Here is a 23715-nt window from a genome sequence, read left to right on the forward strand (position 1 = left end):
CCGGACACCCGGACCCACCCTTTGTTGTCAGTGAGCGTCAATCACTGTGGCTCGGCTCAGTCCCAGCCGCCGCCGCCCCAGCCACCGCCGCCCCAGCCGTCGCCCCAGCCGCCCCAGCCGCCGCCGCCCCAGCCGTCGCCCCAGCCGCCCCAGCCGCCGTGGCCTCCGCCCCAGCCGCCGCCGCCCCAGCCACCGCCGCCGTGACCGCCGCCGCCCCAGCCACCGCCGCCGTGGCCTCCGCCACCGCCGCCGTGACCGCCACCGCCGCCGTGGCCTCCGCCACCGCCGCCGTGGCCTCCGCCGCCGCCGTTGTCCTGGTAGGAGACAACGTGGTCAGGCGCCGAGTGGGTGGCCGCGCTGGCGACACCGGCTCCGGCGGCGAGCGCCAGGATGGGTGCCGAGATCGCAGCGATGGCGACCCTCTTCATACGTGTGGTGTGCGCGCGCATGATCGCCCCTCTCCGAGGGTGTGGTTGTGTTACGGCGGCCGCTCGAGGGCCGCCCTGCGTGCACTCCAGAGCCTGCGCGCAGCTCTGAGCGCGTCCGCCGCCCTTGATGCCGGTTCTCCGCACCGCACGGGCTCTCCGGCGGACCACGTCACGTCCCAGATAAAACGGACATTAGTGACGTTCGTGTATAAACCTACGGCGCGGGCGCGACGAAGTCAAAAGCAGGACCTGACCCAGATAAGCAAGAACAAGTAAAGCTCTCGGCGCGGCCGTTCAGACCGACGCCTTCCGGCCGGGCGGGGTGGCGGGATAGCCTCGGAGGCGCGGCATCTCTGACTCAGTCAACCATCGGGGTCCAGCCATGACCGTCCAGGACATCCGTGCCTTCAACCGCTTCTACACCAACGTCATCGGCGCCCTCGACTACGGCCGCCACCTCTACGCCCCCTACACCCTCACCGAGGCCCGGGTGCTGTACGAGCTCGCGCACTCCGCCGACACCGACGCGGCCGACCTGCGGGCCGATCTCGCGCTGGACGCCGGGTACTTGAGCCGGATCCTCAACAAATTCGAGGAGGCCGGGCTGATCGAGCGCTCCCCCTCGCACAAGGACCCGCGGCGGCGCCGCGTGTCGCTCACCGCGGACGGCCGGTCCGCCGCCGGGCTGCTCGACGAGCGGGCCCGGGAGACGGTCGGCTCGCTGCTGGGCGCCGTCGACCCCGGCGAGCGGCCCCGGCTCGCCGAGGCGATGCGCACCATCCGTACGATCCTCGGCGACGCGCACACCCCCGACGGCACCGGCGAGGTCGTGCTGCGCGAGCCGCACCCGGGCGACCTGGGCTGGATCGTGCAGCGCAACGCTGCCCTCTACGCCGCCGAGTACGGCTGGAACACCGACTACGAGGGCCTGGTCGCCCGGATCGTCGCCGACTACGCCGAGGACCACGACCCGCATCTGGAGCGGGTCTGGATCGCCGAGCGGTCGGGGCGGCCCGTGGGGTGCGTGATGTGCGTACGGGACGACGCCCCGGGCACCGCACGGCTGCGGCTGCTGCTCGTCGAGCCGGAGGCCCGGGGACTCGGCATCGGGGACCGGCTGGTCACCGCCGTGATCGGCTTCGCGCGCGGGGTCGGCTACCGGGACCTGGTGCTGTGGACCAACGACGTCCTGTCCGCCGCCCGCCGTATCTACCAGCGGCACGGCTTCGTCCTCGCCGCCGAGAAACCGCACCGCTCCTTCGGCAAGGATCTGGTCGGGCAGGACTGGCGGCTGGACCTGCACGGAACCGGTCGGTGAGAAGTAGGTTGGTGGACATGAGGTACGCCTTCTCCACCCTCGGGGTTCCCGGTCTGCCGGTGTCGGACGTGCTGGCGCTCGCCACCGCCCACGGCTACCACGGCGTCGAACTGCGCGCCCACCCGGAAGAGCCCGTGCATCCGGGCCTCGGCCCGGCCGCGCGGGCGGATGTGGCCGCCGAGTTCAAGGCGGCCGGGGTGGAGGTCCTGGGCGTCGCCGGGTACGCCCGCGTCGCGGCCCCCGGCGAGGACGCCCCGGTCCTCGACGAGATGCGCCAACTCCTGCAGCTGGCGCACGACTTGGGCGCCTCCTTCGTCCGTGTCTTCCCCGGCGCCGACCCGGCGCTGCCCGCCGCCGAGTCCGACGCGATCGCCGCCCGGCGGCTCGGCACGGTCGCCGAGGACGCCTCCGCGCTCGGTGTCCGGGTCCTGCTGGAGACGCACGACTCGCACCGCACCGGTGCCGCCGCGATCCGCGTCCTCGGCCCGGTCGGCCACCGCATGGTCGGCTCCCTCTGGGACGTCATGCACACCTGGCTGGGCGGCGAACAGCCCGCCGAGACCTACGCGGCCCTCGCCCCGCACCTCGGCTACGTCCAGGTCAAGGACATCGCCTCGGCCGAGGACACCACCCCGCTGCCGCTCGGCGCCGGGATACTGCCGCTCTCCGACTGCGTGGAGGTGCTCTCCCGGCACGGCTGGGACGGCTGGCTGTGCTGGGAGTACGAGAAGCGCTGGTACGAGGCGGCGGCCCCGCTGCCCGGCCTGCTCACGGCCGGCCGGAACCACCTGGCCCGCCTGCTCAACGAGTCGGCGTGAACGGAACGACCGGCCCCCGCGCGAGGTAGGCCCCGCGCCGAGGCCACGGCGTCCGGGTCACGGCGCCGAGGTCACCCGCCGGCGTACGGGATCCCCCACCCCGCGGCCAGCTCCCCGAACGCCTCGTGGAAGCCCGGGAACGTCTTCTTCACGCACCCCGGGTCGTCGAAGGAGATCCCCGGTGTGCGCAGGGCGGTCACCGCGAAGGACATGACGATGCGATGGTCGCCGAAGGTCTTGATCCCGGCCGGGGCGGGGGCGCCGGGCCGGATCTCGATCCAGTCCTCACCGGTGCCGACCCCGATCCCCAGCCGGCGCAGGTTCTCCGCGCAGGCGTCCAGCCGGTCGCACTCCTTCACCCGGGTGTTGCCCACGTCCTCGATCCGGACGGGGCCGTCCGCGAACGGGGCGATCGCCGCGAGGGTCGGCATGGTGTCGGAGATGTCCCGCATGTTCACGGTGAGACCGCGGAGCCGGCCCGTCCCGCGGACGGTCGTCCGGTCGGCGCCGACCTCCACGTCCGCGCCCATCCGGCGCAGTACGTCGACGAAACCCAGGTCGCCCTGGAGGGCGCCCCGCCCGAGCCCCGGGACGGTCACCTCGCGGCCCGTCACGGCCGCCGCGGCGAAGAAGTAACTGGCGGTGGAGGCGTCGGGCTCGACGGCGTAGGTGGTGGCCCGGTAGCCGCCGGGCGGCACCACGAAGGTGTCCCCCTTGTCCTCCTCCCGCGCCACCGCCACCCCGAACGACCGCATCATCGCGAGCGTGATCTCCACGTACGGCGCGGAGACCAGGTCCGTCACCCGGATCCGCAGCCCCTTGCGGGTGAGCGGGCCGAGCAGGAGCAGGGCGGTCAGGTACTGCGAGGACTGCCCGGCGTCGAGGGTGACCTCACCGCCCTCGACCCCGGCCGCCTCGATCCGCAGCGGGTGGTGGCCCTCCGCCTCCTCGTGGCGCAGGTCGACACCGAGGTCGCGCAGGGCGCGGGTGAGCGGCGCGAGGGGGCGGCGGCGCATCTGCGGGGAGGCGTCGAAGCGGTAGCTGCCGTGGCCGGCCGCTGCGAGGGTGGGCAGGAAGCGGGCGGTGGTGGCGCCGTCCCGGCAGTGGACCTCGGCCTCGGGCAGCGCGGGGCCCTGCGGGCGGCCGTCCACCTGCCAGGTGTCCGGGGTACGGCCGACGCGGTAGCCGAGCCGGGTGAGGCCCTCGGCGAAGCCCTCGGTGTCGTCGGAGCGGAGGGGGCGGACGAGGGTGGTGACTCCGTCGGCGGCGGCCGCGAGGAAGAGGGCGCGGGCGGTGACGGACTTGGAACCGGGGATCGCGACGAGGGGCATGCGGCCATGATCGCCTGCCGGGGGTTTTGAGCGGGGCGTATTTCCAAGGGGTCGAACCGGCAGTACGGAGCCTGCGAGCCGGTGGGGGCTGGTCGCGCAGTTCCCCGCGCCCTGGCGGGGCGCTTCACTCAGGCCCCTTCGACCCCTCCGCTCCCGACTTCTGGAAGACGGGAACCCGCCCCCCTCCCCGTCCGTCCAATGCGCAGGCTGTCGGAAGAGTCTCCGTGGTGCGGTGTCGGCCCTCGCTGCTGGCTGCGATCGTCGACCCACCCTCTCCGCCGCACCACGGCCGCCGGCCCGCCGCCATCGACGTGCCCCCCTCCAATGCGCCGATGGCGGCCCCTTTCTGGTTACTGTGCACTCACTTGACGGAAAGAAACTTCCCGAATATTGGTGTGCCTACGGAAGTTTCCTTCAGCCGGTTTCCACCGGAAGGAGCGCACGTGCCCTCCAGACGCACCGTCCTCGCCGCGACCGCGGGGGTCACCGCGGGACTGACCGTCGGCAACAGCGCTTACGCCTACGGCTCGGACGGCAAGCACACCGACGGCAGGAACAGCGCCGACAAGAAGCTCCGCTCGCTCATCTCCCGTATGACCCTTGAGGAGAAGGTCGGCCAGCTGTTCGTGATGCGGGTCTACGGCCACTCCGCCACCGCCCCCGACCAGGCCGACATCGATGCCAACCTCGAGGAGATCGGCGTCCGTACGGCCGCCGAACTGGTCGCCAGGTACCGCGTCGGCGGGATCATCTACTTCACCTGGGCGCACAACACCCGGGACCCGCGGCAGATCGCCGAACTGTCGAACGGGATCCAGCAGGCCTCCCTGGACCAGCCGCGCGGTCTTCCCGTGCTCATCGCCACCGACCAGGAGCACGGCGCCGTCTGCCGGATCGGCACGCCCGCGGCCCTCTTCCCGGGCGCGATGGCCATGGGAGCGGGCGGCTCGCGCGTCGACGCCCGTGCCCTCGGCCGGATCTCCGGCGCCGAACTGCGGGCGATGGGCATCCGGCAGGACTACTCCCCCGACGCCGACGTCAACGTGAACCCGGCCAACCCCATCATCGGCGTACGGTCCTTCGGTGCCGACCCGGACGCGGTCGGCGCGCTGGTCACCGCCGAGGTGCAGGGGTACCAGGACGCCGGGGTCGCGGCCACCGCCAAGCACTTCCCGGGCCACGGCGACACCGCCGTCGACAGCCACACCGGCTTCCCGGTCATCACGCACAGCCGGGAGCTGTGGGAGAAGCTGGACGCGGTCCCGTTCCGGGCGGCGGTCAAGGCGGGCATCGACTCGATCATGACCGCGCACATCCAGGTCCCGGCGCTGGACGACTCCGGCGACCCGGCGACCCTCTCCCACCCGGTCCTCACCGGCATCCTGCGCGGCGAACTCGGCTACGACGGGGTGGTGGTGACCGACTCGCTGGGCATGGAGGGGGTGCGCACCAAGTACGGCGACGACCGCGTGCCCGTGCTCGCCCTGAAGGCCGGGGTCGATCAGCTCCTCAACCCGCCCACCCTGGACGTGGCCTGGAACGCCGTCCTGAACGCCGTACGGGACGGGGAGCTGACCGAGGCGCGGCTGGACGAGTCGATCCTGCGGGTGCTGCGGCTGAAGTCCCGGCTGGGGCTGCTCGACCGGCCGTACGTCAACGCCAAGGACGTCGACCGGGTGGTGGGCACGGCCCGGCACCTCGCCGTCGCCGACCGGATCGCCGAGCGCACCACCACCCTGCTGGTCAACGAGGACGGGCTGCTGCCGCTGTCCCGCCGGACGCACGGCAGGGTGCTGGTGGTGGGCGCCGACCCGGCCTCCCCGTCCGGTACGACGGGGCCGCCCACCGGCGTGCTCGCCGCCGCCCTCACCGAACTCGGCTTCACCGCGACCGCGTCGGCCACCGGCACGGCACCCTCCGACGCGACGATCGACAAGGCGGTCGCGGCGGCCCAGGGGGTGGACGCGGTGGTCGTCGGGACGTACAACGTGACGGCGGGCAGCGGACAGCAGCGGCTGGTGGAGCAGTTGGTCGCGACCGGCCGGCCGGTGGTGGCGGTGGCCGTGCGCAACCCGTACGACATCGCCCAACTGCCCACCGTGCGGGCCTGTCTGGCGTCCTACGCCTGGACGGACGTCGAACTGCGGGCCGCGGCCCGGGTGATCGCCGGGCGGGTCGCGCCGCGCGGCAGGCTGCCGGTGCCGGTGCAGCGGGCGGACGATCCGGCGCAGGTGCTGTACCCGATCGGCCATGGGCTGACGTACTAGACGTACGTAATAGATCGGGCGTAACACCCTCAACAGGCGGAAAGCCTCCCGTACAGCTGGCGTGGGCCGTGATCGCGGGCCACGCTGGCAGGGGGGTTGGTATGTGGAGCAGACGTTTCGCGGGGGTGCTGGTGACGCTCGCCGTCGCCCTGTCGTCGGCCGGGTGCCGGCCGTCCTCGTCCGGGGAGCCGGCGGGCAGCGCGCGGTCGACGGCGAGTCCGGCGGTGTCCGGGTACGGCGCGCGGTTCCTCGCGGTCGACGAGTGCAGCTCGTTCGGGACCGCCAGTTTCACCGAGGTGCCCTGCGCCGGCGAACGGGCGGCGGCCCGGGTCGTCGCCCGGTACGACGGCACGGTCGCCGCCGGACCGGCGTGCCCGGCCACCACCGACTTCGTGCTGCACATCAGCGCCCAGCGCACAGGCGGCGACGTGGACGGTGACGGAACGATCCCGCAGGGCTATGCCTGTATGCGCAGCCTGGAGCCGCCGCACCCCGGCGACCCCGGCGGGGGCGGCGGACCGCGCACCATCGTCGGCGACTGCGTCTACGGCTCGGGCCACGGCCAGGTCCGGGAGACCGCCTGCGACGGCTCGGGCAAGCGGAAACCGCAGTACGAGGTGGTGCGGGCGGTGGCCTCGCGGGACCGGTGCCCGGCGTCGACGGCCCTGTACGTCCAGCTCGGCGGCGAACGGCCGGTGGGCTGCGCCCGCCGCGTGTGAACGCTCCGTGTCGGCCTCGGCCGCGGCCGGGTTTCTCCCCCTAAAGTGGGCCGATGCGTGCGGAGATCGGGCTCAAGGAGGTGGCCGAGCGGGCCGGGGTGTCCATGCGGACCGTGTCCAACGTGGTCCGGGACACCGGGCGTTTCTCGGAGGCCACCCGCGCCCGGGTGCTGCGCGCGGTGGAGGAGCTGGGCTACCGCCCCAACACGGCCGCCCGCCGACTGCGCACCGGCCGCAGCGGGGTCCTCCTGCTCGCGGTGCCCGAACTCTCCATGCCGTACTTCGCCGAACTCGCCGGGCACCTGCTGCGCGAGGCGGCCGGCCACGGCTGCACGCTCCTCGTGGAGGCGACCGGAGGCCGGGCGGAGGCCGAGCTGGAGATCGCCCTGGGCCGTACGGATCCCCTGGTCGACGGGGTGATCCTCAGCCCCCTCGCACTGGACGACGAGGCCGCGCGGGCGGCGGCAACCGAGCTGCCGTTGGTGCTGCTCGGGGAGCGGGTGCACGAGATGCCGTGCCCGCACGTCACCATCGACAACACGGCGGCCGCCCGGGAGGCGACGGCCCATCTGCTGGCCCGGGGACGCAGGCGGGCCGCGGTGATCGGACGGCAGACCGTGCCGTACGCGGCGACCTCCGCGACGCGGCTCGCGGGGTACCGGGAGGCTCTGGAGGCGGCGGCCCTGCGGTACGACGAAGCGCTCGCGCCCGCCGTGGCCGCATACGGGAGGGCCGACGGGGCCGCCGCGATGCGGACGCTGCTCGATCTGGCCGAGCCGCCGGACGCGGTGTTCTGTTTCGCCGACGCGATGGCGGAGGGAGCGTTGGCCGTCCTGCGGGAGCGGGGGCTTAGCGTGCCGGGGGACGTCGCTGTCGTGGGGTTCGACGACGTGGAGGCGGCGCGGTACGCGGCTCCGCCGCTGACGACCGTGGCGCCGGACAAACGGGAGCTGGCCCGGTTGGCGGTCGCCGCGCTGCTCCGGCGGATAGACGGGGTGCACGACGCGGGGCCGACCGTGCTGGTCGCGGGGCATCGGTTGGTGGTGCGGGAGAGTGGTTGAGTTTTGGGTGCGGGAGAGTGGTTGAGTTTTGGGTGCGGGAGAGTGGTTGAGTTTTGGGTGCGGGCCGGTGGAGCTGGTCGCGCCCACGCGGCGAAGCCGCATATCGATGCAGCCCCGCGTCTCTGACGGGGCGCTTCACATCGGGTTTCTCATCCCCTCACCGCCCCTGCTGTGAGCCCTGAGACGAAATGCTTCTGGAGCAGGACGTACACGATCACGACCGGTGCTGACGCGATGACCACCCCCGCGAACAGCAGCGGGTACTGCGTCAGGAACTCTCCCTGGAAGTTCAACAGGGCGAGGGGCAGGGTTCGGTGTTCCTGGGAGCGGATGAACAGGAGCGGATACAGCAGGTCGTTCCAGTCCATGACGAAGAGGAAGATGGCCGTCGTCGCCAGGGCCGGGCGGGTGAGCGGGAGGGCTATCGAGCGGAACGCGCGGAGCGGGCCCGCCCCGTCCAACTCGGCCGCCTCGTAGAGCTCTTCGGGAATCGACCGCAGGAAGCCGCCCAGGATGAACACCGCCGTCGGCAGGGTCATCGTCGTGTCGACGATCACCAGGCCGAGCAGGCTGTCGGTGAGGCCGAGGCGGTCGAAGAGGACGTACTGCGGGACGATCGCCGCCTGCGCGGGCACCGCGAGGCCCGCCACCAGGACGCCGAACACGAGCCAACTCACCCGGCCGGGCATCCGCGCGCAGAAGAACGCGGCCAGGCTCGCCACCGCGAGGGTCAGCACGACCGCCCCCGCCGTCACCACCGCGCTGTTGACGAAGGCGGTGCCGAGACCGCCCTCGTCCACCGCCTGCCGGTAGTTGTCGAGGGTGAGCGAACTCGGCGGCGACAGCGGGGAGTCGAAGAGCTGGGGCAGGGTCTTGAAGGTGCCGAACAGCACCACCAGGAGCGGGAGTAGGACGGCGGCGGCGCCCAGCGCGAGGACGGCGGGCCGCAGGGTCTTGCTCATCGGGTCGCCCTCCGTATCGTCCGCCGCTGCACCCAGGTGAGCAGCGCGATCAGCGCCATGAACACCAGGGACTGGGCGGCCGCGTAGCCGAACTGGTTGTTGGAGAAGGTCGTGTAGACACGGGTGGAGAGGATGTCCAGGGCGGGGCCCGGCGGGTTGCCGCCGAGGCCCAGGACCAGGTCGAAGGCCTTGAAGGACTGGACGGTGGTGTAGGCGACGACGATCCCGGTCGCGGGCGCCACCAGCGGCCAGGTGACGTACCGGAAGCGGGACCAGCGTCCGGCGCCGTCCAGCTCCGCCGCCTCGTACAACTCCCTGGGTATCGCCTGGAGTCCGGCGACGAAGACGACCATCATCTGGCCGGCGTGGAACCACACCTGGGTCAGCGCCAGCCAGAACACGGCCGTGTGCGGGTTGCCGAGGTAGACGGACTGGAAGGAGTCCAGTCCGACGGCGCGCAGGGCGGAGTTGAGAAGGCCGCCGTCGGGGTCGTAGACGAAGCGCCACACGAACGCGACCGACACCGAGGACAGCACGGTGGGGAGGAAGAAGACCGCCCGGAGCAGGGTCGAGGCACGGGTGGTCCGGACCAGGTAGAGGGCGAGCAGCAGGGCGAGGGCCGTCTGGGCGAGGACGACCGTGACGGTCAGCTTGAGGTTGTTCTCGGCCGCGTTGCGGAACGTGTCGTCGGCGGTGGCCAGTCGGGTGAAGTTGTGCAGGCCGACGTTGTGGTAGGCGGCGCTGTAGCCGTCCCAGTCGGTGAGGGCGTACTGGATCGCCTGGACGGTCGGGTAGGCGAAGAAGAACAGGTAGAGGGCGAGCGCGGGCACCGGGAAGAGCCACAGTGCCCGCGCCTGCCGCCTGCTACGACCGCTTCTGGTCGATGACACGCTGGGCCTCCTCGGCCGCCTGCGCCGGCTTCTTGCCGCCGACGACGGCGACGGCCGCGTTCTCCACGGCCGTGCGGATGTCGAGGTTCAGGAACTGGAAGCGGGGGGCGAGCAGGGTCTTCTTGGTCAGCCAGGGGGCCACGGCCTTGAGGTCGGTGTTGGTGTAGTCGACGCCCTGGACGGTGACGTGCTGGCCGGTGCCGTTGGCGTAGGTGCCCGCGTTCGCCGGGTCGCTGAGGAACTCCAGGAAGGCGTAGGCGGCCGGCTGGACGTCGGACGCGCTGTTCACGCCGAGGACGAAGGTGGTGTTGAAGACGCCCTGGTACTTGGCCTTCGCGGCGGTGGTGGTGATGGGCGCGACCAGGTCGAAGGGGAACTTCGCGCCGAGCGCGCGCACGCCCGCCATCTGGAAGGAGCCGACCGCCAGCAGGCCCGCCTTGCCCTGGGCGAAGAGCTGGGTGACGGCATCGGTGGTGGAGCCGGTGGCGCGGGCCTGGAAGTAGGGCTTCAACTCGCCGTACTGCTCCAGGGTCTTCACGAACCAGTCGTCGGTCGCCTTGTACTCGCCCGACTCGATCTTCGTGAACATGTCGTCGCTGGGGGCGTTGTTCATGACCATCGTGTTGAGCAGCTGGCCCGCGTTGGCCGCGTCGCCGCCTGGCCACGCGAGGGGGGTGTAGCCCTTGGCCTTGAGGTCGTCGAGGAGCCGGAGGAAGCCGTCCCAGTCGGCGGGGGCGGTGCTGTGGCCGGCCTTGTCGAGGGCGTCGGCGTTGGCCAGGGGCATGTTGAAGACCAGCTGGTACGGCAGACCGTACTGGACTCCCTTCGCCGCGCCCGGGGTTATCAGGCTCGCCTGGTACTTGGCGACGACGTCGGTGCCGGTGAGCGGGGTGTAGACGCCCGCCTTGACGATCTGCTCGAACTGGGCGCCCCGGAAGGCGGTGAACAGGTCGCCGGTCTTGGAGCCCTGGATGCGGCGCAGGGCGGTGGACTGGTAGTCGGCGGACGGGGAGATGTCCTGCTCGACACCGGCGTCCGGGTACTTCTTCACGAACGCCTTGATCAGGTCGGCGATCACCGCCTTGTCCTCTGCCCGCCAGTGGGCGAAGGAGACGGTGCCCTTGACCGCGCCGGAGGTGGCGAGGGCGGACGGGGAGGCGGTGCTCGCGCTGCCCGTGGACCCGCCGCCGGGCCCGGCGCAGGCGGCCAGGCCGAGACCGAGACCGGAGGCGGCGAAGAGACGGAGGGCACTTCTTCTGTCGAGGGCACGGGGCAGGGCACGGGACATGGAGAGGCTCTCTTTTCTGTGAGGGGGTGTCACCCGGGCGAGTGCGCGTCGGGTCGGTGACTGGGCGTCCGGCCGGTGACTGGGCGTCGGCTGAGTGACGGGGTGTCGGGTCGGTGAGAGGTACTTACGCGGCGGCGAGTTGACGGGCGAGCAGCGGCCGGACGCACTCGCCGAACCGGATCGCCTCCTCCAGATGCGGCTGCCCCGAGAGGATGAAGTGCTCGATGCCGAGGTCCGCGTACTCCTCGATGCGCTCGGCGACCTGCTCATGGCTGCCGACCAGGGCGGTCCCGGCGCCGGGCCGCACCAGCCCGAAACCCGCCCACAGGTTGGGGTGGATCTCCAGCCGGTCGGTCCGTCCCCCGCTCAGCGCGGCCATCGCCCGCTGCCCCGCCGAGTCCGAGCGGCTGAACCGCTCGTGCGCGGCCCTGATGGCGGCCGGGTCGAGGGAGGCGAGGATCCGGTCGGCTTCCGCCCAGGCCTCCCCGGCGGTGTCCCGGCTGATGACGTGCAGCCGGATGCCGTACGACAGTTCACGCCCCTCGGCGGCGGCCAGCTCCCGCACCCGGCCGATCTTCCGGGCGACCGCGGCCGGCGGCTCCCCCCAGGTGAGGTAGGTGTCCGCATGGCGGGCGGCGACGGGCAGCGCGGCCTCGGAGGAGCCGCCGAAGAAGACCGGCGGCCGTACCAGCGGTGGCCGGCGCAACCGCCCGCCGGCCACCCGGTAGTGGGCGCCCTCGAAGTCGTACGGCTCCCCGGACCAGGCGGTGTGCAGCAGCCGCAGGAACTCCTCGGTGCGGGCGTAGCGCTCGCCGTGGGAGAGGAAGTCGCCGTATCCGCGCTGCTCGTCGGCGTCGGAGCCGGTGACGACGTTGAGGAGCAGCCGGCCGCCGGACAGCCGTTGGTAGGTGGCGGTCATCTGGGCGGCGAGCGGGGGTGCGATCACGCCCGGCCGGAAGGCGACCAGGAACTTCAGCCGGCTGGTCTGGGGAATGATCGCGGCGGTGGTGAGCCAGGAGTCCTCGCAGTCGCTGCCGGTCGGGGTGAGCACGGCCTCGAAGCCGGCCGACTCGGCGGCGCGGGCGACCTGGGTGAGGTAGTCGAGGGTGGGCGGACGGGCGGTGGAACGGGACTGGAGGGAGTCGCGGGCGGTCACGCCGACCACGTCACGGTCGTCGCCGGTGGTGGGCAGGAACCAGTGCAGACGCACGGTCATGGGGGTCTCCAGGAAGGAGCGGAAGGAGCAGGTGCAACGTTGAATCACGCCGGTGACGGCAGGAAAGCCGAGGGCGGAGCGGGGAGAAGAGAGGAAGAGAGCGCCGGGAAAAGGGCGCGCGGGGTCAGCTACAGAGCGACGCGGCGACCCTGAGCAGGTCGACGTGGGCGCGCTTCACGAGCTCGACACCGGATTCCATGGGCCGGGACTATACACACCGGGGGTTACGGGCGAGACGGGAGTCTCACTGGGTGAACTGAGTGGGGGCGGGCGGCCGGTCACGGCGTCAGCAGAGGATCCATCCCGAGCTGACCGAGGAGCGGCCCACCGAGCCCTTGACCCAGACGCACCGGTGCCCGGCATGCACGGTCACCGGCCCGGCGTGGTACTGGTACTTGCCCTTGTCGACGACCGGACGGTTGCCGCGGGCCTGGACGCTGACGGACATCATGCGCTTGCCGCCGGGGTTCCTGGGGAGCGTGACCGCGCAGACGTAGCCGCCCTGCCGGTAGATGTGCACGATGCCGGTCGCGAAGGGCAGGGTCCGCACCTGGCGGCCGGCGCAGTTGCCCGCCGTCACGGCCTGGGCCTCGGCCGGTGCCACGAGGGCGAGCGCCCCGGAGGCGGCCAGCACGGCCACACCGAGCGCCAGCCACCGCCGTATCGCACCACTGTTCACAGTCGTCCCCTCCCGCACCGCACCGCAGCTGTGCCCCAGCCATGACCGTACTGATGTACGGACGCACGACATATGTCGGATGGTTGCACGACCGTCAGCGGCCCGATCACCCGCCCTGGATCACGGCAGGTCACGGCGTCGGCGGCTCAGCGGGTGGCGCCGACCGGCTCCTCCGGTTCCTCGGACTGGCCGATGAAGGTGCGCCACAGCTCGGCGTAACGGCCGTCGCGGGCGAGGAGTTCGTCGTGAGTGCCGTCCTCGGCGACCCGGCCGTGGTCCATGACCACCACCCGGTCGGCGCGGGCCGCGGTGGTCAGCCGGTGGGCCACCACCAGGGTGGTACGACGGCCCGCGAGGCGGTCGGTGGCAATGTTGACCTGGGCCTCCGTCGCCAGGTCGAGGGCCGCCGTCGCCTCGTCGAGGAGCAGGACGTCGGGATCGACGAGTTCCGCGCGGGCCAGGGCGATCAGCTGACGCTGGCCCGCCGAGAGGTTGCGGCCGCGCTCGGCCACCTCGTGGAGGTAGCCGCCGTCGAGGGTGGCGATCATCTCGTGGGCGCCGACCGCGCGGGCCGCCGCCTCCACCTCGGCGTCGGTGGCGTCCGGACGGCCGTAGGCGATGGCGTCCCGGACGGTCCCCTGGAAGAGGTACGCCTCCTGCGGAACGACCCCGAGGCGATGGCGGTACGAGGTGAGGTCGAGGGTGCGCAGATCCCTGCCGTCGACCGTCACCCGGCCGCCCGTCGGGTCGTAGAACCGCGCGACCAGCTTGACGAGGGTCGACTTGCCGGCGCCGGTCTCGCCGACGAAGGCGACCGTCTGCCCGGCGGGGATGGTCAGGTCGATGCCGCCGAGGGCCGCCTCGCCCTCGTCGGCGGCCCCGTACGCGAAGTGCACGCCCTCGAAGGCGATCTCGCCACGGAGCTCGGGCACCTCCAGCGGCTGCTCCGCCGCCCGCGTCGACGTCTGCTCGCGCAGCAGTTCCTGGATACGGCCGAGCGAGACGGTGGCCTGCTGGTAGCCGTCGAAGACCTGGGAGAGCTGCTGGACGGGTGCGAAGAACAGGTCGATGTAGAGGAGGTAGGCGACCAGGGCACCGGTGGTGAGGGTGGCCGCCTCCACCCGGTGGGCACCCGCCATCAGCACGCCGGCCGCGGCCACCGACGACAGCAGCTGGACGAACGGGAAGTAGACCGAAATCAGCCACTGGCCCCGGATACGGGCCCTGCGGTAGCTCTCGCTGCGCTCGGTGAAACGGCGTCCGCTGTCCCCCTCGCGCCGGAAGGCCTGCACGATCCTGAGGCCCGACACCGACTCCTGGAGGTCGGCGTTGACCACCGAAACCCGCTCACGGGCGAGTTCGTACGCCTTCACGCTGGCCCGGCGGAAGAAGAAGGTCGCGACGATCAGCGGGACCAGGGTGGCGAAGACGACCAGCGCGAGCTGTACGTCGATCACCAGCAGGACGACCATGATGCCGAAGAAGGTGACGACCGAGACGAAGGCGGTGACCAGCCCGGTCTGCAGGAAGGTCGAGAGCGCGTCGACGTCGGTCGTCATCCGGGTCATGATCCGGCCGGTCAGCTCCCGCTCGTAGTAGTCGAGGCCGAGCCGCTGGAGCTGGGCGAAGATCTTCAGCCGGAGCGAGTAGAGGACGCGTTCGCCGGTACGGCCGGTCATCCGGGTCTCGCCGATCTGGGCCGCCCACTGGGCCAGTACCGCGAACAGCCCGAGCAGCGAGGCCGCCCAGACCGCGCCGAGCGCCATCTTGGTGACGCCCTGGTCGATGCCGTGCCGGATCAGCACCGGCAGCAGCAGGCCCATGCCGGCGTCCACGGCGACCAGGGCGAGGCTGACGAGCAGGGGACGCCCGAAGCCGCGCAGCAGCCGGCGCAGACCGTAGGAGTCCTCGGGGCGTACGGCCCGGGCCTCGTCGATGCCGGGGGTGTCGGTGGCCGGGGGCAGCGCGTCGACCTGGGCGAGGAGTTCGGGGGTGGCCGGGGTGCCGGCGAGGGCGAGGTCCCTGGGCGTACGGTCGCCGGTCCACAGACGCGGGGTCACGCCTCGCTCGGCGTCGAACTCCGCGTCCAGTTCGTCCCGGAGCGTCGTGTCCTCGTGCGGGATCTCGGGGAGCGCGTGGCCCGGGGAGACCCCGCCCAGCTCGTCGGGGTCGGTGAGCAGCCGGCGGTAGAGGGCGGACCGCTCCTGGAGCTCCTCGTGGGTACCGACGGCGGCGAGCCGGCCGCCGTCCAGGACGGCGATGCGGTCGGCGAGGTTGAGGGTGGAGCGGCGGTGCGCGATCAGGAGGGTGGTGCGGCCGCGCATGACGTGTTTGAGCGCCTCGTGGATCTCGTGCTCCACACGGGCGTCGACGGCCGAGGTGGCGTCGTCGAGGACGAGCAGGCGGGGGTCGGTCAGCAGGGCGCGGGCGAGGGCGACGCGCTGGCGCTGGCCGCCGGAGAGGGTGAGGCCCTGCTCGCCGACCTTGGTGCCGTAGCCCTCGGGCAGCTCGGCGATGAAACGGTCCGCCTGGGCGGCGCGGGCGGCTTCCAGGATCTCCTCGTCGGTCGCGTCGGGGCGGCCGTAGGCGATGTTGTTCCGGACCGTGTCGGAGAAGAGGAAGGAGTCCTCCGGGACCAGGCCGATGGCTGCCCGCAGCGAGTCGAAGGTCAGCTCGCGGACGTCGTGGCCGCCGACCAGGACGGCGCCGTGGGTGACGTCGTAGAAGCGCGGCAGGAGCAGGGAGACCGTGGACTTGCCGGAGCCGGAGGAGCCGACGACGGCGAGGGTCTCGCCCGGCCGGATCTCGAAGCTGAGCCCCCGGAGCACGGGGCGCTCGTGGTCGTACCCGAAGGACACGTCGTCGAACTCGACGGTCGCGGGCGCGTCGGCCGGGAGGGTCTTCGTGCCCTCCTTCAGGGTCGGCTCGGTGTCGATCAGCTCCAGGACGCGTTCGGTGCCGGCGCGGGCCTGCTGGCCGACGGTGAGGACCACGGCCAGCATCCGGACCGGGCCGACCAGCTGGGCGAGGTAGGAGGAGAAGGCGACGAAGGTACCGAGGGTGATGTGACCGCGGACCGCCAGCCAGCCGCCGAGCGCCAGCATGGCGACCTGGCCGAGGGCCGGGACGGACTGCAGGGCCGGGGTGAACCTGCTGTTCAGCCGGATGGTGCGCAGCCGCCCGGCGAAGAGCCTGCGGCCGACCTCCCGGAGCTTGCCGGTCTCCTGGTCCTCCTGCCCGAAGCCCTTCACCACACGGACGCCGCTCACCGCGCCGTCGACCACGCCGGCGACGGCGGCGGCCTGGGCCTGGGCGTACCAGGTGGCGGGGTGGAGCTTGCTGCGGCTGCGCTTGGCGATCCAGTACAGGGCCGGGGCGACGGCGAGGGCGACCAGGGTGAGCGGCAGCGACAGCCAGGCCATGATGCCGAGGGAGATCAGGAAGAGGAGGACGTTGCCGATGGTCATGGGCAGCATGAAGAGCAGCCCCTGGATCAGCTGGAGGTCGCTCGTCGCCCGGCCGACCACCTGACCGGTGGACAGCTCGTCCTGCCGCCGTCCGTCGAGCCGGGTGATGGTGTCGTACATCTCGGTCCGCAGGTCGTGCTGGACGTCGAGGGCGAGCCGGCCGCCGTAGTAGCGGCGGACGAAGGTGGCCGCGTAGACGAGGACGGCGGCGCCGACCAGGGCGCCTGCCCAGGGCCCCATGGCCCGGCTGTGGCCACCGATCACGTCGTCGATGATCACCTTGGTGATGAGGGGTACGACGGCCAGTACGGCCATGCCGGCCAGCGAGGACCCGAGCGCGAGCACGACGTAGCCGGGATGCCGCCAGGCATACCCCGCCAGCCTGCGCGCCCAGCCCTGCCGCTCCCCCTGTTGCGCTGCCACGCGGGTGCCCTTCGTTCGCCCTGGTCTTCCGCATGGCCACAACACGAAAGGAACCGGATTTCATCCCTCCGCAACAATTCCCTGGCCGAGTCCGGGGACGACCAGGAGCGCCGGCGCCTTTCACGGACCCGCGTTCTTGCGCGATCCGCTTGCCGCCCGGTGATCACCTTGCCGCCCGGTGATCACCTTGCCTCCCGGTGATCACCGCGACGCGAGCTGATCCCGCTCGCCGCGAAGGCCGGCCTGCCGTCGACCCACCTCGCGATGGCCTTCGCGATCGCCCGCCCGGGCGTCACCGCGGTCCGGACGTCTCCTCCGTTCGCGGCGGCCCGGCGAAGGCAGCAGACTGGGGCCGCCCGGCCGGTCACCCGCAGGAGGTCGCCATGGGGACGTTGCTGTCCGTCAACGTGGGGCTGCCGAAGGATGTGCCCTGGCAGGGGCGGACCGTCCGTACCGGGGCGTGGAAATCACCCGTGTCCGGCCGTCGTATGGTGCGGCGGCTGAACGTCGAGGGGGACGGCCAGGGCGACCTGGCCGGGCACGGCGGCGAGATCCGGGCCGTGCTCGTCTACCAGCTGGACTCCTACCGGTACTGGCGCAAGCGGCTCGGCCGCGACGACCTGACCTTCGGGATCTTCGGGGAGAACTTCACCGTCGACGGCCTGCCCGACGACGAGGTGTGCATCGGCGACCGGTACCGGATCGGCGAGGCGGAGTTCGAGGTCACCCAGCCGCGCGTCACCTGCTATCGCGTCGGCATGCGCGTGGGCGAGCCCACCATGGCCGCCCTCCTGGTCGCCCACCACCGCCCCGGCTTCTACCTGCGGGTACTCACCGAGGGACACGTCCGGGCCGGCGACGAGATCACCCTCACCCGCAGGGGGCCGGGAGAGCTCAGCGTCGCCGACACCGACGCGCTGCTCTACCTCCCCGGCCGCGACCCCGCGAAGCTGCGCACCGCGCTGGACATCCCCGCCCTCAGCCCCGGATGGCAGCAGTCCTTCCGTGAGCTCGCCGCCGCCGGGCGGCCCGGGGACCAGCCGGGGTGGCCGGGCTTCCGGCCCCTGCGCGTCGCCCGTATCGTCCGCGAGACCGCCGACATCTCCTCCGTCTACCTCGACACCGTCGACGGCACCCCGCTGCCGGCCGCCCGCCCGGGCCAGTACCTCTCCGTCCGTCTCGCCGCCGGCACGGCCGCCCACGAGGTACGCAGCTACTCCCTGTCCTCGGCGCCGCCCGCGGCCGGCGGGTACCGGATCAGCGTCAAGCACGAGCCCCACGGGAAGGTCAGCGGCTACATCCACGCCGGGCTCCGCCCCGGGGACCTCGTGGACGTCGCCGCCCCGCGCGGCACGTTCGTCCTCGAGGAAGGCACCGGCCCGGTCGTCCTCGCCTCCGCCGGCATCGGTGTCACTCCCGTGCTCGCCATGCTCCACCGGCTCGCCGCGGCCCGGGACCCGCGTCCCCTCTGGTGGCTGCACACCGCCCACGACCGCGCCCACCACGCCTTCGCGGCCGAGGCCCGGGCCCTCCTCGCCCGGCTCCCGGACGCCCACGAACACCTCTACTACACGGCCGACGGCCCACGCCCCGGCGAGGACCGGGTCACCCGGGGGCGCCCGACCGCCGCGTCGCTCGCCGCCCTGGGGATCCCGGCCGACGCCGACGCCTATCTCTGCGGACCCACCGCCTTCATGGACGACTTCGGCGCCCTGATGCGCGACCACGGGCTGCGCCCCGAGCGGATCCACACGGAACGGTTCAGCGCGCTCACCGCCATCAACCCCGGCATCGCGCCCACCGCCGCGGTCCGGCCGCACCAGCCCTCCGGTCCCGCGGGCCCGGGCCCGCTCGTCACCTTCGCCCGCAGCGGTGTCACCACCCCGTGGTCACCCGCGCACGCCTCGCTCCTCGAACTCGCCGAAGCCTGCGACGTCCCCACCCGCTGGTCGTGCCGCACCGGCGTCTGCCACACCTGTGTCACCCCCCTGGTGACAGGCGACGTCGTCTACACCACCCCGCCGCTCGAACTCCCCGAGTCCGGCACCGTCCTCGTCTGCTGCAGCACACCGGCCACCGAGGCGGTCCTCGACCTCTGACCCAAACGGCACGGCCGCGTCCGCGAGCGGTGACCGGCACCTCCGCCGCCGGCGAGCCGGTAACGACTAGTCAAACCCTGCCCCGCCCGTACAACCATTCGGGCGAACTCGCGAGTCAATCCGGGTATGACACACCGGATATCGAGACGCGCCAGGGTGCTGGTGGCGATCGCAGGCGGGGCCGCGTTCACCGCGGGGGTGGCCGCGCCCGCCTCGGCAGCCGCTCCCACCGTCAGCTGTACGTCCGCGAAGGCGGGCCTGGCCGCGAAGCTGCAGAAGGACATCACCGCGGCGATGGCGAACCGCAAGGGGACCATCGCCGTCGGGCTCTACGACCGGTCCACGAAGACCACGTGCACGCTCCGTGCCACCACCCACTACGACTCGGCGAGCACCGTGAAGGTGACCGTGCTGGCCACGCTGCTGTGGGACGCCAAGAAACACAACCGCTACCTGACGACCACCGAGCAGACCCTGACCAAGGCCATGATCACCAAGTCGGACAACGACGCGACCACGAAACTGTGGAAGCAGCTCGGCCTGACGAAGATCAAGGGGTTCCTGACGGCCGCCGGGATGACCCAGACCACCCCGGGCGCCAACGGCTACTGGGGTCTCACCCAGATCGACGTCCACGACGAGCAGCGGCTGCTCACCATGATCACCGCCAAGAACACCGTCCTGAGCGACAATTCACGGGCGTACATCCAGAAGCTGATGGGGCAGGTCATCTCGTCCCAGCGCTGGGGCACCCCGTACGGCGTCCCGTCCGGGGTCTCCGTGCACGTCAAGAACGGCTGGCTGTCGCGCTCCACGCACGGCTGGCGGGTGCACAGCCTCGGCACCTTCAAGGGCGGCGGCCACGACTACATGATGACCGTGCTGACCCACGACAACAGCACCATGAACTACGGGATCACCACGATCCAGGGCATCGCGAAGGCCATCCACAAGGACCTGGCCGCGAGTTGAGCCCGCTCGGGTCATGACGGGAGCCCGCTCCGGCCATGACCCGGCCGTGGCCGTGCCGCGATCCGGCCCCGAGCCGGCAGGTGGGCCGGCCCTGACCGGACCGTGGCCGTGCCGCAGTCCGGCCCCCGAGCCGGCGGGTGACCCGACCTTTCATGAGCGGGTCTCCCGCTCTTCACCGATCCGCCTTACGGTGACGGCCATGCGCCTGCGAACCGTACTCGCCACCGTCACCGCCGGCCTGGCGGCGGCCACCTGTCTGTCCGCCGCCGGGCCCGCCGCCGCGTCGGCCAAGTCCGCTCCTGCCCAGGCCTGTTCGTCCACGGTCTCCCTCGACGGCTTCTCCGACGCCCTCGACAAGACGACCTTCCACCCTACCTTCGTCGGCAACTTCTCCGCGCTCGCCCTGGACCGGCACGGCTCCCTGGCCACCCTCTCCGACCGCTCCTCGCTCTTCGACCTGGACGCGAAGACGCTGGCGCCGAAGAAGGTCGTCCAGCTCGCCGACGAGAACGGCGCCGCGCTGGACTCCGAGGGTCTGGTCGTGGACCGCGACGGCACCCGGCTGGTCACCTCCGAGACCGAGCCGTCGATCCGCCGCTACTCGGTGGACAGCAGGATCCTGGACCGCCTCCCTGTGCCGTCCTCGCTGCTGGTCTCCCCCGCCGGGCGGGCCACCACCAACCAGACCTTCGAGGGCCTGACCCTCCTGAACGGCGGCCGCACCCTGGTGGCCTCCATGGAGTACGCCCTCTCCGGCGACACCGCAGGGATCGTCCGCTTCCAGACCTGGCAGCGCACCAAGGGCGACCACTTCAGGCTGTCGGCCCAGTACGCCTACCGCACCGACGACCCGATCCTCGGCGTCCCCGAGGTCCAGGCGCTGCCCGACGGCCGCCTGCTCGTCCTGGAACGCGGCTTCACCGCCGGCGTCGGCAACACCGTCCGCCTCTTCCTGGCCGACCCGCGGCACGCCACCGACACCAGCGGCATCACGAACCTCACCGGGCAGGCCGGCGTACGGCTGATCAGGAAGACCCTGCTCACGGACATCGCGACCTGCCCGACCCTGGGCGCCACGGCCAAGCAGCCGCAGCCCAACCCGCTCCTCGACAACATCGAGGGCATGGTGGTCACGGGCCGCTCCAAGGGCGCGTACAAGGTTCTCCTGGTCAGCGACGACAACCAGAACGCGGCCCAGACGACCCGCTTCTACCGCCTGTCGGTCCGCGCGCACTGAGCCGGGGGCTGCGGAGGGCGGTCGCACCGGCCGCCCTCTTACCCATATCTCATCCACCCACAGCCTGCGCCCAGGATCGGCACAGCCCTCACCCATCCGCCGTCTGCATGGTGGGCTGGTGACATCTGCCACCGATCCCATTCCCCCCACGACCGTGTCCCCCGACTGGGCGCCGCCCACGGCGACCCCCGCGGCTCCCCTGCCGGACAAGGCACCGCGCTGGTCGCTGCCCGCGCTGATCGCGATCATGATCCTGGCGACGGTGCTCTACTCCTGGAGCCTCTCCGGTTCCAACATGAACACCTTCTACAGCGGCGCCATCTGGGCCGGTACGAAGAGCTGGAAGGCCTGGTTCTTCGGTTCGCTGGACCCGGGCAACTTCCTGACCGTCGACAAACCGCCGTTCGCGACCATGGTCATGAGCCTGTCGTGCCGGATCTTCGGCTTCGGCACCTGGCAGATGATGGTGCCGCAGGTCGCGGCCGGTCTCGGCACGATCTGGATCCTGCACGCGAACGTGAAGCGGATCTGGGGCCACGGCGCGGCGACCGTCGCCGCGCTGGTGCTCGCGCTGACCCCGATCACCGTCGCGATCAACCGCGACAACAACCCCGACACGATCCTGGTCTTCCTGATGGTCGCGGGCGCGGCGCTCGCGTTCCGCGCCACCCGTGACGAGAAGCTGCTCCCGCTGCTCGGCTCGGCGGCCTGCTTCGGCCTCGCCTTCAACACCAAGCTGCTCGCGGGCTGGATCGCGCTCCCGGCCGTCTTCGCGCTCTACCTGTACGCGTCGAAGGCCCCCTGGGTGAAGCGGATCGTCAACCTGGCGCTCGCCGCGGTGGTCCTGGCCGTGTCCAGCTTCTGGTGGGCGATCGCCGTCTCCCTGGTCCCGGCCTCCGACCGCCCGTACATCGGCGGCTCCACGGACGGCTCGGCCTGGGACCTGATCATGGGGTACGACGGTCTCGGCCGCGTCTTCGGCGGCGAGGGCAACGGCGCCGGGGGCGGCGGCGGAGGCGGCGGCTTCTCCGGCTCCGCCGGTCTCGGCCGGATGTTCAACGACATCCTCGGCGGCCAGATCTCCTGGCTGCTGCCCTTCTCCGCGATCGCCCTGATCGGCGGCCTGGTGCTGTGCGGCCGCGCTCCCCGCACCGACCTGCGCCGGATGGCGCTGGTCCTGTGGGGCGGCTGGACCCTCCTGCACTACGTGATCTTCGCGACCGCGCAGGGCACCATGCACCCGTACTACACGACCGCGCTGGCCCCCGGCATCGCGGCGCTGTGCGGCGGCGGTGGCGTGATGCTGCTGCACGCGTTCCGCACCGACAAGCGGTGGATCTGGGTCCTGCCGGCTGCCTTCGGCGTCACCGGCATCTGGGCGATCGTCCTGCTCCGTCGCGCCTCCGGCTGGAACACCTGGCTGTGGCCGACGATCGGCGTCCTGACGGTGGCCGGCATCGTGGGCATGATCCTCTTCCGGTCCGGCAACCGGGCCCGGCTCCTCACGGCCTCGGTGGCGGCGGCCGTGATCGCGGCGCTGGCCGGTCCGACGGCATACGCGGCGGCGGACCCGTTCGGCGGCTCGGCCGGCGGTGGCATGGGCGGTACGAACCCGACGGCCGGCCCCTCGACGGGCAGCGGCGGCTTCGGCGGCGGTCCCGGCGGTGGCGGCGGCAACCGGGGCGGGTTCCCGGGCGGCGGCCAGGGCGGGCAGAACGCCGAGGCCGGCGGCGAGATGGGCGGCGGCTTCCCCGGCGGCACGAACGGCGAGGCGCCGGGCGGCGGTACGGGCGCGACCGGCGGCACCGGCGGTCCCGGCGGCGCCAACGGCCAGGCGCCCAGCGGCAACCAGCAGGGCGGCGGCTTCCCCGGCGGCACGAACGGCGAGCTGCCGGGCGGCGCGGCCGGTGGCACCGGTGGCACCGGCGAGGCGGGCGGCACCCCGCCGAACGGCACCGGCGAGGCAGCCGGCGGCACCGGCCAGCGCGGCGGCTTCGGCGGCGGTGGCATGGGCGGCGGTATGGGCGGCGGCGTGAGCAGCGACCTGATCGCCTACCTGAAGAAGCACATGGACGGCGCCACCTGGCTGCTCGCGGTCTCCAACTCCCAGTCCGCGGCCCAGATCGAGCTGAGCGCCGAGGAGCCCGTGATCTCCATGTGGGGCTTCACCGGAACCGACAAGGCGATGACCGTCGCCAAGCTGAAGGAACTGGTGAAGGCGGGCAAGCTGCACTACATCCAGGTCGGCGGCGGCGGTATGGGCATGGGCGGCAACAACACGCTCAGCTCCGAGGTGACCAGCTGGGTGCAGAAGAACGGGACGGCGGTGAAGGAGAGCGCGTACAGCAAGAGCACGACGGAGAGCTCTTCCTCGACCTCCAACTCGTCCTCTTCTTCGTCCTCTTCATCCTCTTCGTCCACCTCGACGCTCTACCGGCTCGACCCGTCGGACGTCAGCTGACGTAACCCGACACCGTAAGAGGCCCCCGACCACTCGGTCGGGGGCCTCTTTTTACGTCCCGTTCACCACAGCGTCCTCA

Annotated in this window: 18 protein-coding genes; 9 read left to right on the forward strand and 9 right to left on the reverse strand. The window is 72.1% G+C overall.

Annotated elements, in window-relative coordinates; translation table 11 throughout:
* Nucleotides 1-56: 56 nt before the first annotated feature.
* A complete protein-coding gene (locus ACZ5K7_RS04280; protein ID WP_351690803.1) occupies nucleotides 57-428 on the reverse strand; it encodes a hypothetical protein in 372 nt (123 codons plus the stop codon).
* Nucleotides 429-810: 382 nt separating this feature from the next.
* On the opposite strand from ACZ5K7_RS04280, the gene ACZ5K7_RS04285 reads away from it, so the two are divergent.
* Complete coding sequence (locus ACZ5K7_RS04285) at nucleotides 811-1746, forward strand: bifunctional helix-turn-helix transcriptional regulator/GNAT family N-acetyltransferase (protein ID WP_468910228.1); 936 nt, start codon at nucleotides 811-813, stop codon at nucleotides 1744-1746.
* 17 nt (nucleotides 1747-1763) lie between these two features.
* Entirely contained in the window at nucleotides 1764-2564 is an 801-nt protein-coding gene (locus tag ACZ5K7_RS04290; protein WP_351690798.1) for a sugar phosphate isomerase/epimerase family protein, read from the forward strand.
* Between the two features lie 71 nt (nucleotides 2565-2635).
* Here the strand turns inward: ACZ5K7_RS04290 and aroA are convergent, their stop codons facing one another.
* Nucleotides 2636-3895, reverse strand: coding sequence for a 3-phosphoshikimate 1-carboxyvinyltransferase (gene aroA / locus ACZ5K7_RS04295; protein WP_468910231.1), 1260 nt, complete (start codon nucleotides 3893-3895; stop codon nucleotides 2636-2638).
* Nucleotides 3896-4338: 443 nt separating this feature from the next.
* Between aroA and ACZ5K7_RS04300 the strand changes: the two genes are divergently transcribed.
* The 3 genes from ACZ5K7_RS04300 (at nucleotide 4339) to ACZ5K7_RS04310 (ending at nucleotide 7942) form a co-directional block, all read left to right on the forward strand.
* A complete protein-coding gene (locus ACZ5K7_RS04300) occupies nucleotides 4339-6162 on the forward strand; it encodes a glycoside hydrolase family 3 protein (protein WP_468910234.1) in 1824 nt (607 codons plus the stop codon).
* A gap of 101 nt (nucleotides 6163-6263) precedes the next feature.
* Complete coding sequence (locus ACZ5K7_RS04305; RefSeq protein ID WP_468910237.1) at nucleotides 6264-6881, forward strand: hypothetical protein; 618 nt, start codon at nucleotides 6264-6266, stop codon at nucleotides 6879-6881.
* Between the two features lie 53 nt (nucleotides 6882-6934).
* Nucleotides 6935-7942, forward strand: coding sequence for a LacI family DNA-binding transcriptional regulator (locus tag ACZ5K7_RS04310; RefSeq protein WP_468910240.1), 1008 nt, complete (start codon nucleotides 6935-6937; stop codon nucleotides 7940-7942).
* Nucleotides 7943-8091: 149 nt separating this feature from the next.
* On the opposite strand, the gene ACZ5K7_RS04315 is transcribed toward ACZ5K7_RS04310, so the two are convergent.
* The 7 genes from ACZ5K7_RS04315 to ACZ5K7_RS04345 form a co-directional block, all read right to left on the reverse strand.
* Nucleotides 8092-8904 carry a carbohydrate ABC transporter permease gene (locus tag ACZ5K7_RS04315; RefSeq protein WP_468910242.1) on the reverse strand — a complete coding sequence of 271 codons (813 nt, stop codon included), beginning with the start codon at nucleotides 8902-8904 and terminating at the stop codon, nucleotides 8092-8094.
* Nucleotides 8901-9794 (reverse strand): carbohydrate ABC transporter permease, encoded by an 894-nt coding sequence (locus ACZ5K7_RS04320; protein WP_468910245.1) that lies wholly within the window; start codon nucleotides 9792-9794, stop codon nucleotides 8901-8903. Before ACZ5K7_RS04320 ends, ACZ5K7_RS04315 begins: the two co-directional genes overlap by 4 nt.
* The gene (locus ACZ5K7_RS04325) at nucleotides 9769-11082 is read right to left on the reverse strand and encodes an ABC transporter substrate-binding protein (RefSeq protein WP_468910248.1); all 1314 of its coding nucleotides are present in this window, start codon (nucleotides 11080-11082) and stop codon (nucleotides 9769-9771) included. The genes ACZ5K7_RS04320 and ACZ5K7_RS04325 overlap by 26 nt, the downstream gene beginning before the upstream one ends.
* Before the next feature lie 124 nt (nucleotides 11083-11206).
* Nucleotides 11207-12298: an LLM class flavin-dependent oxidoreductase gene (locus ACZ5K7_RS04330; protein WP_351690747.1), complete on the reverse strand. Its 1092-nt coding sequence runs from the start codon at nucleotides 12296-12298 to the stop codon at nucleotides 11207-11209.
* Between the two features lie 124 nt (nucleotides 12299-12422).
* Entirely contained in the window at nucleotides 12423-12497 is a 75-nt protein-coding gene (locus ACZ5K7_RS04335; RefSeq protein WP_350780434.1) for a putative leader peptide, read from the reverse strand.
* Between the two features lie 87 nt (nucleotides 12498-12584).
* The gene (locus ACZ5K7_RS04340; protein WP_351690745.1) at nucleotides 12585-12977 is read right to left on the reverse strand and encodes a hypothetical protein; all 393 of its coding nucleotides are present in this window, start codon (nucleotides 12975-12977) and stop codon (nucleotides 12585-12587) included.
* Nucleotides 12978-13123: 146 nt separating this feature from the next.
* Nucleotides 13124-16867, reverse strand: coding sequence for an ABC transporter ATP-binding protein (locus ACZ5K7_RS04345; RefSeq protein WP_468910253.1), 3744 nt, complete (start codon nucleotides 16865-16867; stop codon nucleotides 13124-13126).
* A 383-nt stretch (nucleotides 16868-17250) separates the two neighbouring features.
* Here ACZ5K7_RS04345 and ACZ5K7_RS04350 point away from each other — a divergent pair, with 383 nt between their 5' ends.
* The 4 genes from ACZ5K7_RS04350 (at nucleotide 17251) to ACZ5K7_RS04365 (ending at nucleotide 23636) form a co-directional block, all read left to right on the forward strand.
* Complete coding sequence (locus ACZ5K7_RS04350) at nucleotides 17251-18966, forward strand: MOSC domain-containing protein (RefSeq protein WP_468910256.1); 1716 nt, start codon at nucleotides 17251-17253, stop codon at nucleotides 18964-18966.
* 126 nt (nucleotides 18967-19092) lie between these two features.
* Nucleotides 19093-19938 carry a serine hydrolase gene (locus ACZ5K7_RS04355; RefSeq protein WP_468910258.1) on the forward strand — a complete coding sequence of 282 codons (846 nt, stop codon included), beginning with the start codon at nucleotides 19093-19095 and terminating at the stop codon, nucleotides 19936-19938.
* Between the two features lie 199 nt (nucleotides 19939-20137).
* A complete protein-coding gene (locus ACZ5K7_RS04360; protein WP_468910261.1) occupies nucleotides 20138-21175 on the forward strand; it encodes an esterase-like activity of phytase family protein in 1038 nt (345 codons plus the stop codon).
* Nucleotides 21176-21293: 118 nt separating this feature from the next.
* The gene (locus tag ACZ5K7_RS04365; RefSeq protein WP_468910264.1) at nucleotides 21294-23636 is read left to right on the forward strand and encodes an ArnT family glycosyltransferase; all 2343 of its coding nucleotides are present in this window, start codon (nucleotides 21294-21296) and stop codon (nucleotides 23634-23636) included.
* The last annotated feature ends 79 nt before the right edge of the window (nucleotides 23637-23715 follow it).

It is taken from the genome of Streptomyces sp. NPDC031497, assembly GCF_055580905.1.

Excerpts from the sequence above, each read along its gene's own strand:
- ACZ5K7_RS04280 (WP_351690803.1), bottom strand. The coding sequence starts at position 428 with ATGAAGAGGGTCGCCATCGCTGCGATCTCGGCACCCATCCTGGCGCTC.
- ACZ5K7_RS04285 (WP_468910228.1), top strand. The coding sequence starts at position 811 with ATGACCGTCCAGGACATCCGTGCCTTCAACCGCTTCTACACCAACGTC.
- ACZ5K7_RS04290 (WP_351690798.1), top strand. The coding sequence starts at position 1,764 with ATGAGGTACGCCTTCTCCACCCTCGGGGTTCCCGGTCTGCCGGTGTCG.
- aroA (WP_468910231.1), bottom strand. The coding sequence starts at position 3,895 with ATGCCCCTCGTCGCGATCCCCGGTTCCAAGTCCGTCACCGCCCGCGCC.
- ACZ5K7_RS04305 (WP_468910237.1), top strand. The coding sequence starts at position 6,264 with ATGTGGAGCAGACGTTTCGCGGGGGTGCTGGTGACGCTCGCCGTCGCC.
- ACZ5K7_RS04310 (WP_468910240.1), top strand. The coding sequence starts at position 6,935 with ATGCGTGCGGAGATCGGGCTCAAGGAGGTGGCCGAGCGGGCCGGGGTG.
- ACZ5K7_RS04315 (WP_468910242.1), bottom strand. The coding sequence starts at position 8,904 with ATGAGCAAGACCCTGCGGCCCGCCGTCCTCGCGCTGGGCGCCGCCGCC.
- ACZ5K7_RS04325 (WP_468910248.1), bottom strand. The coding sequence starts at position 11,082 with ATGTCCCGTGCCCTGCCCCGTGCCCTCGACAGAAGAAGTGCCCTCCGT.
- ACZ5K7_RS04330 (WP_351690747.1), bottom strand. The coding sequence starts at position 12,298 with ATGACCGTGCGTCTGCACTGGTTCCTGCCCACCACCGGCGACGACCGT.
- ACZ5K7_RS04350 (WP_468910256.1), top strand. The coding sequence starts at position 17,251 with ATGGGGACGTTGCTGTCCGTCAACGTGGGGCTGCCGAAGGATGTGCCC.
- ACZ5K7_RS04355 (WP_468910258.1), top strand. The coding sequence starts at position 19,093 with ATGACACACCGGATATCGAGACGCGCCAGGGTGCTGGTGGCGATCGCA.
- ACZ5K7_RS04360 (WP_468910261.1), top strand. The coding sequence starts at position 20,138 with ATGCGCCTGCGAACCGTACTCGCCACCGTCACCGCCGGCCTGGCGGCG.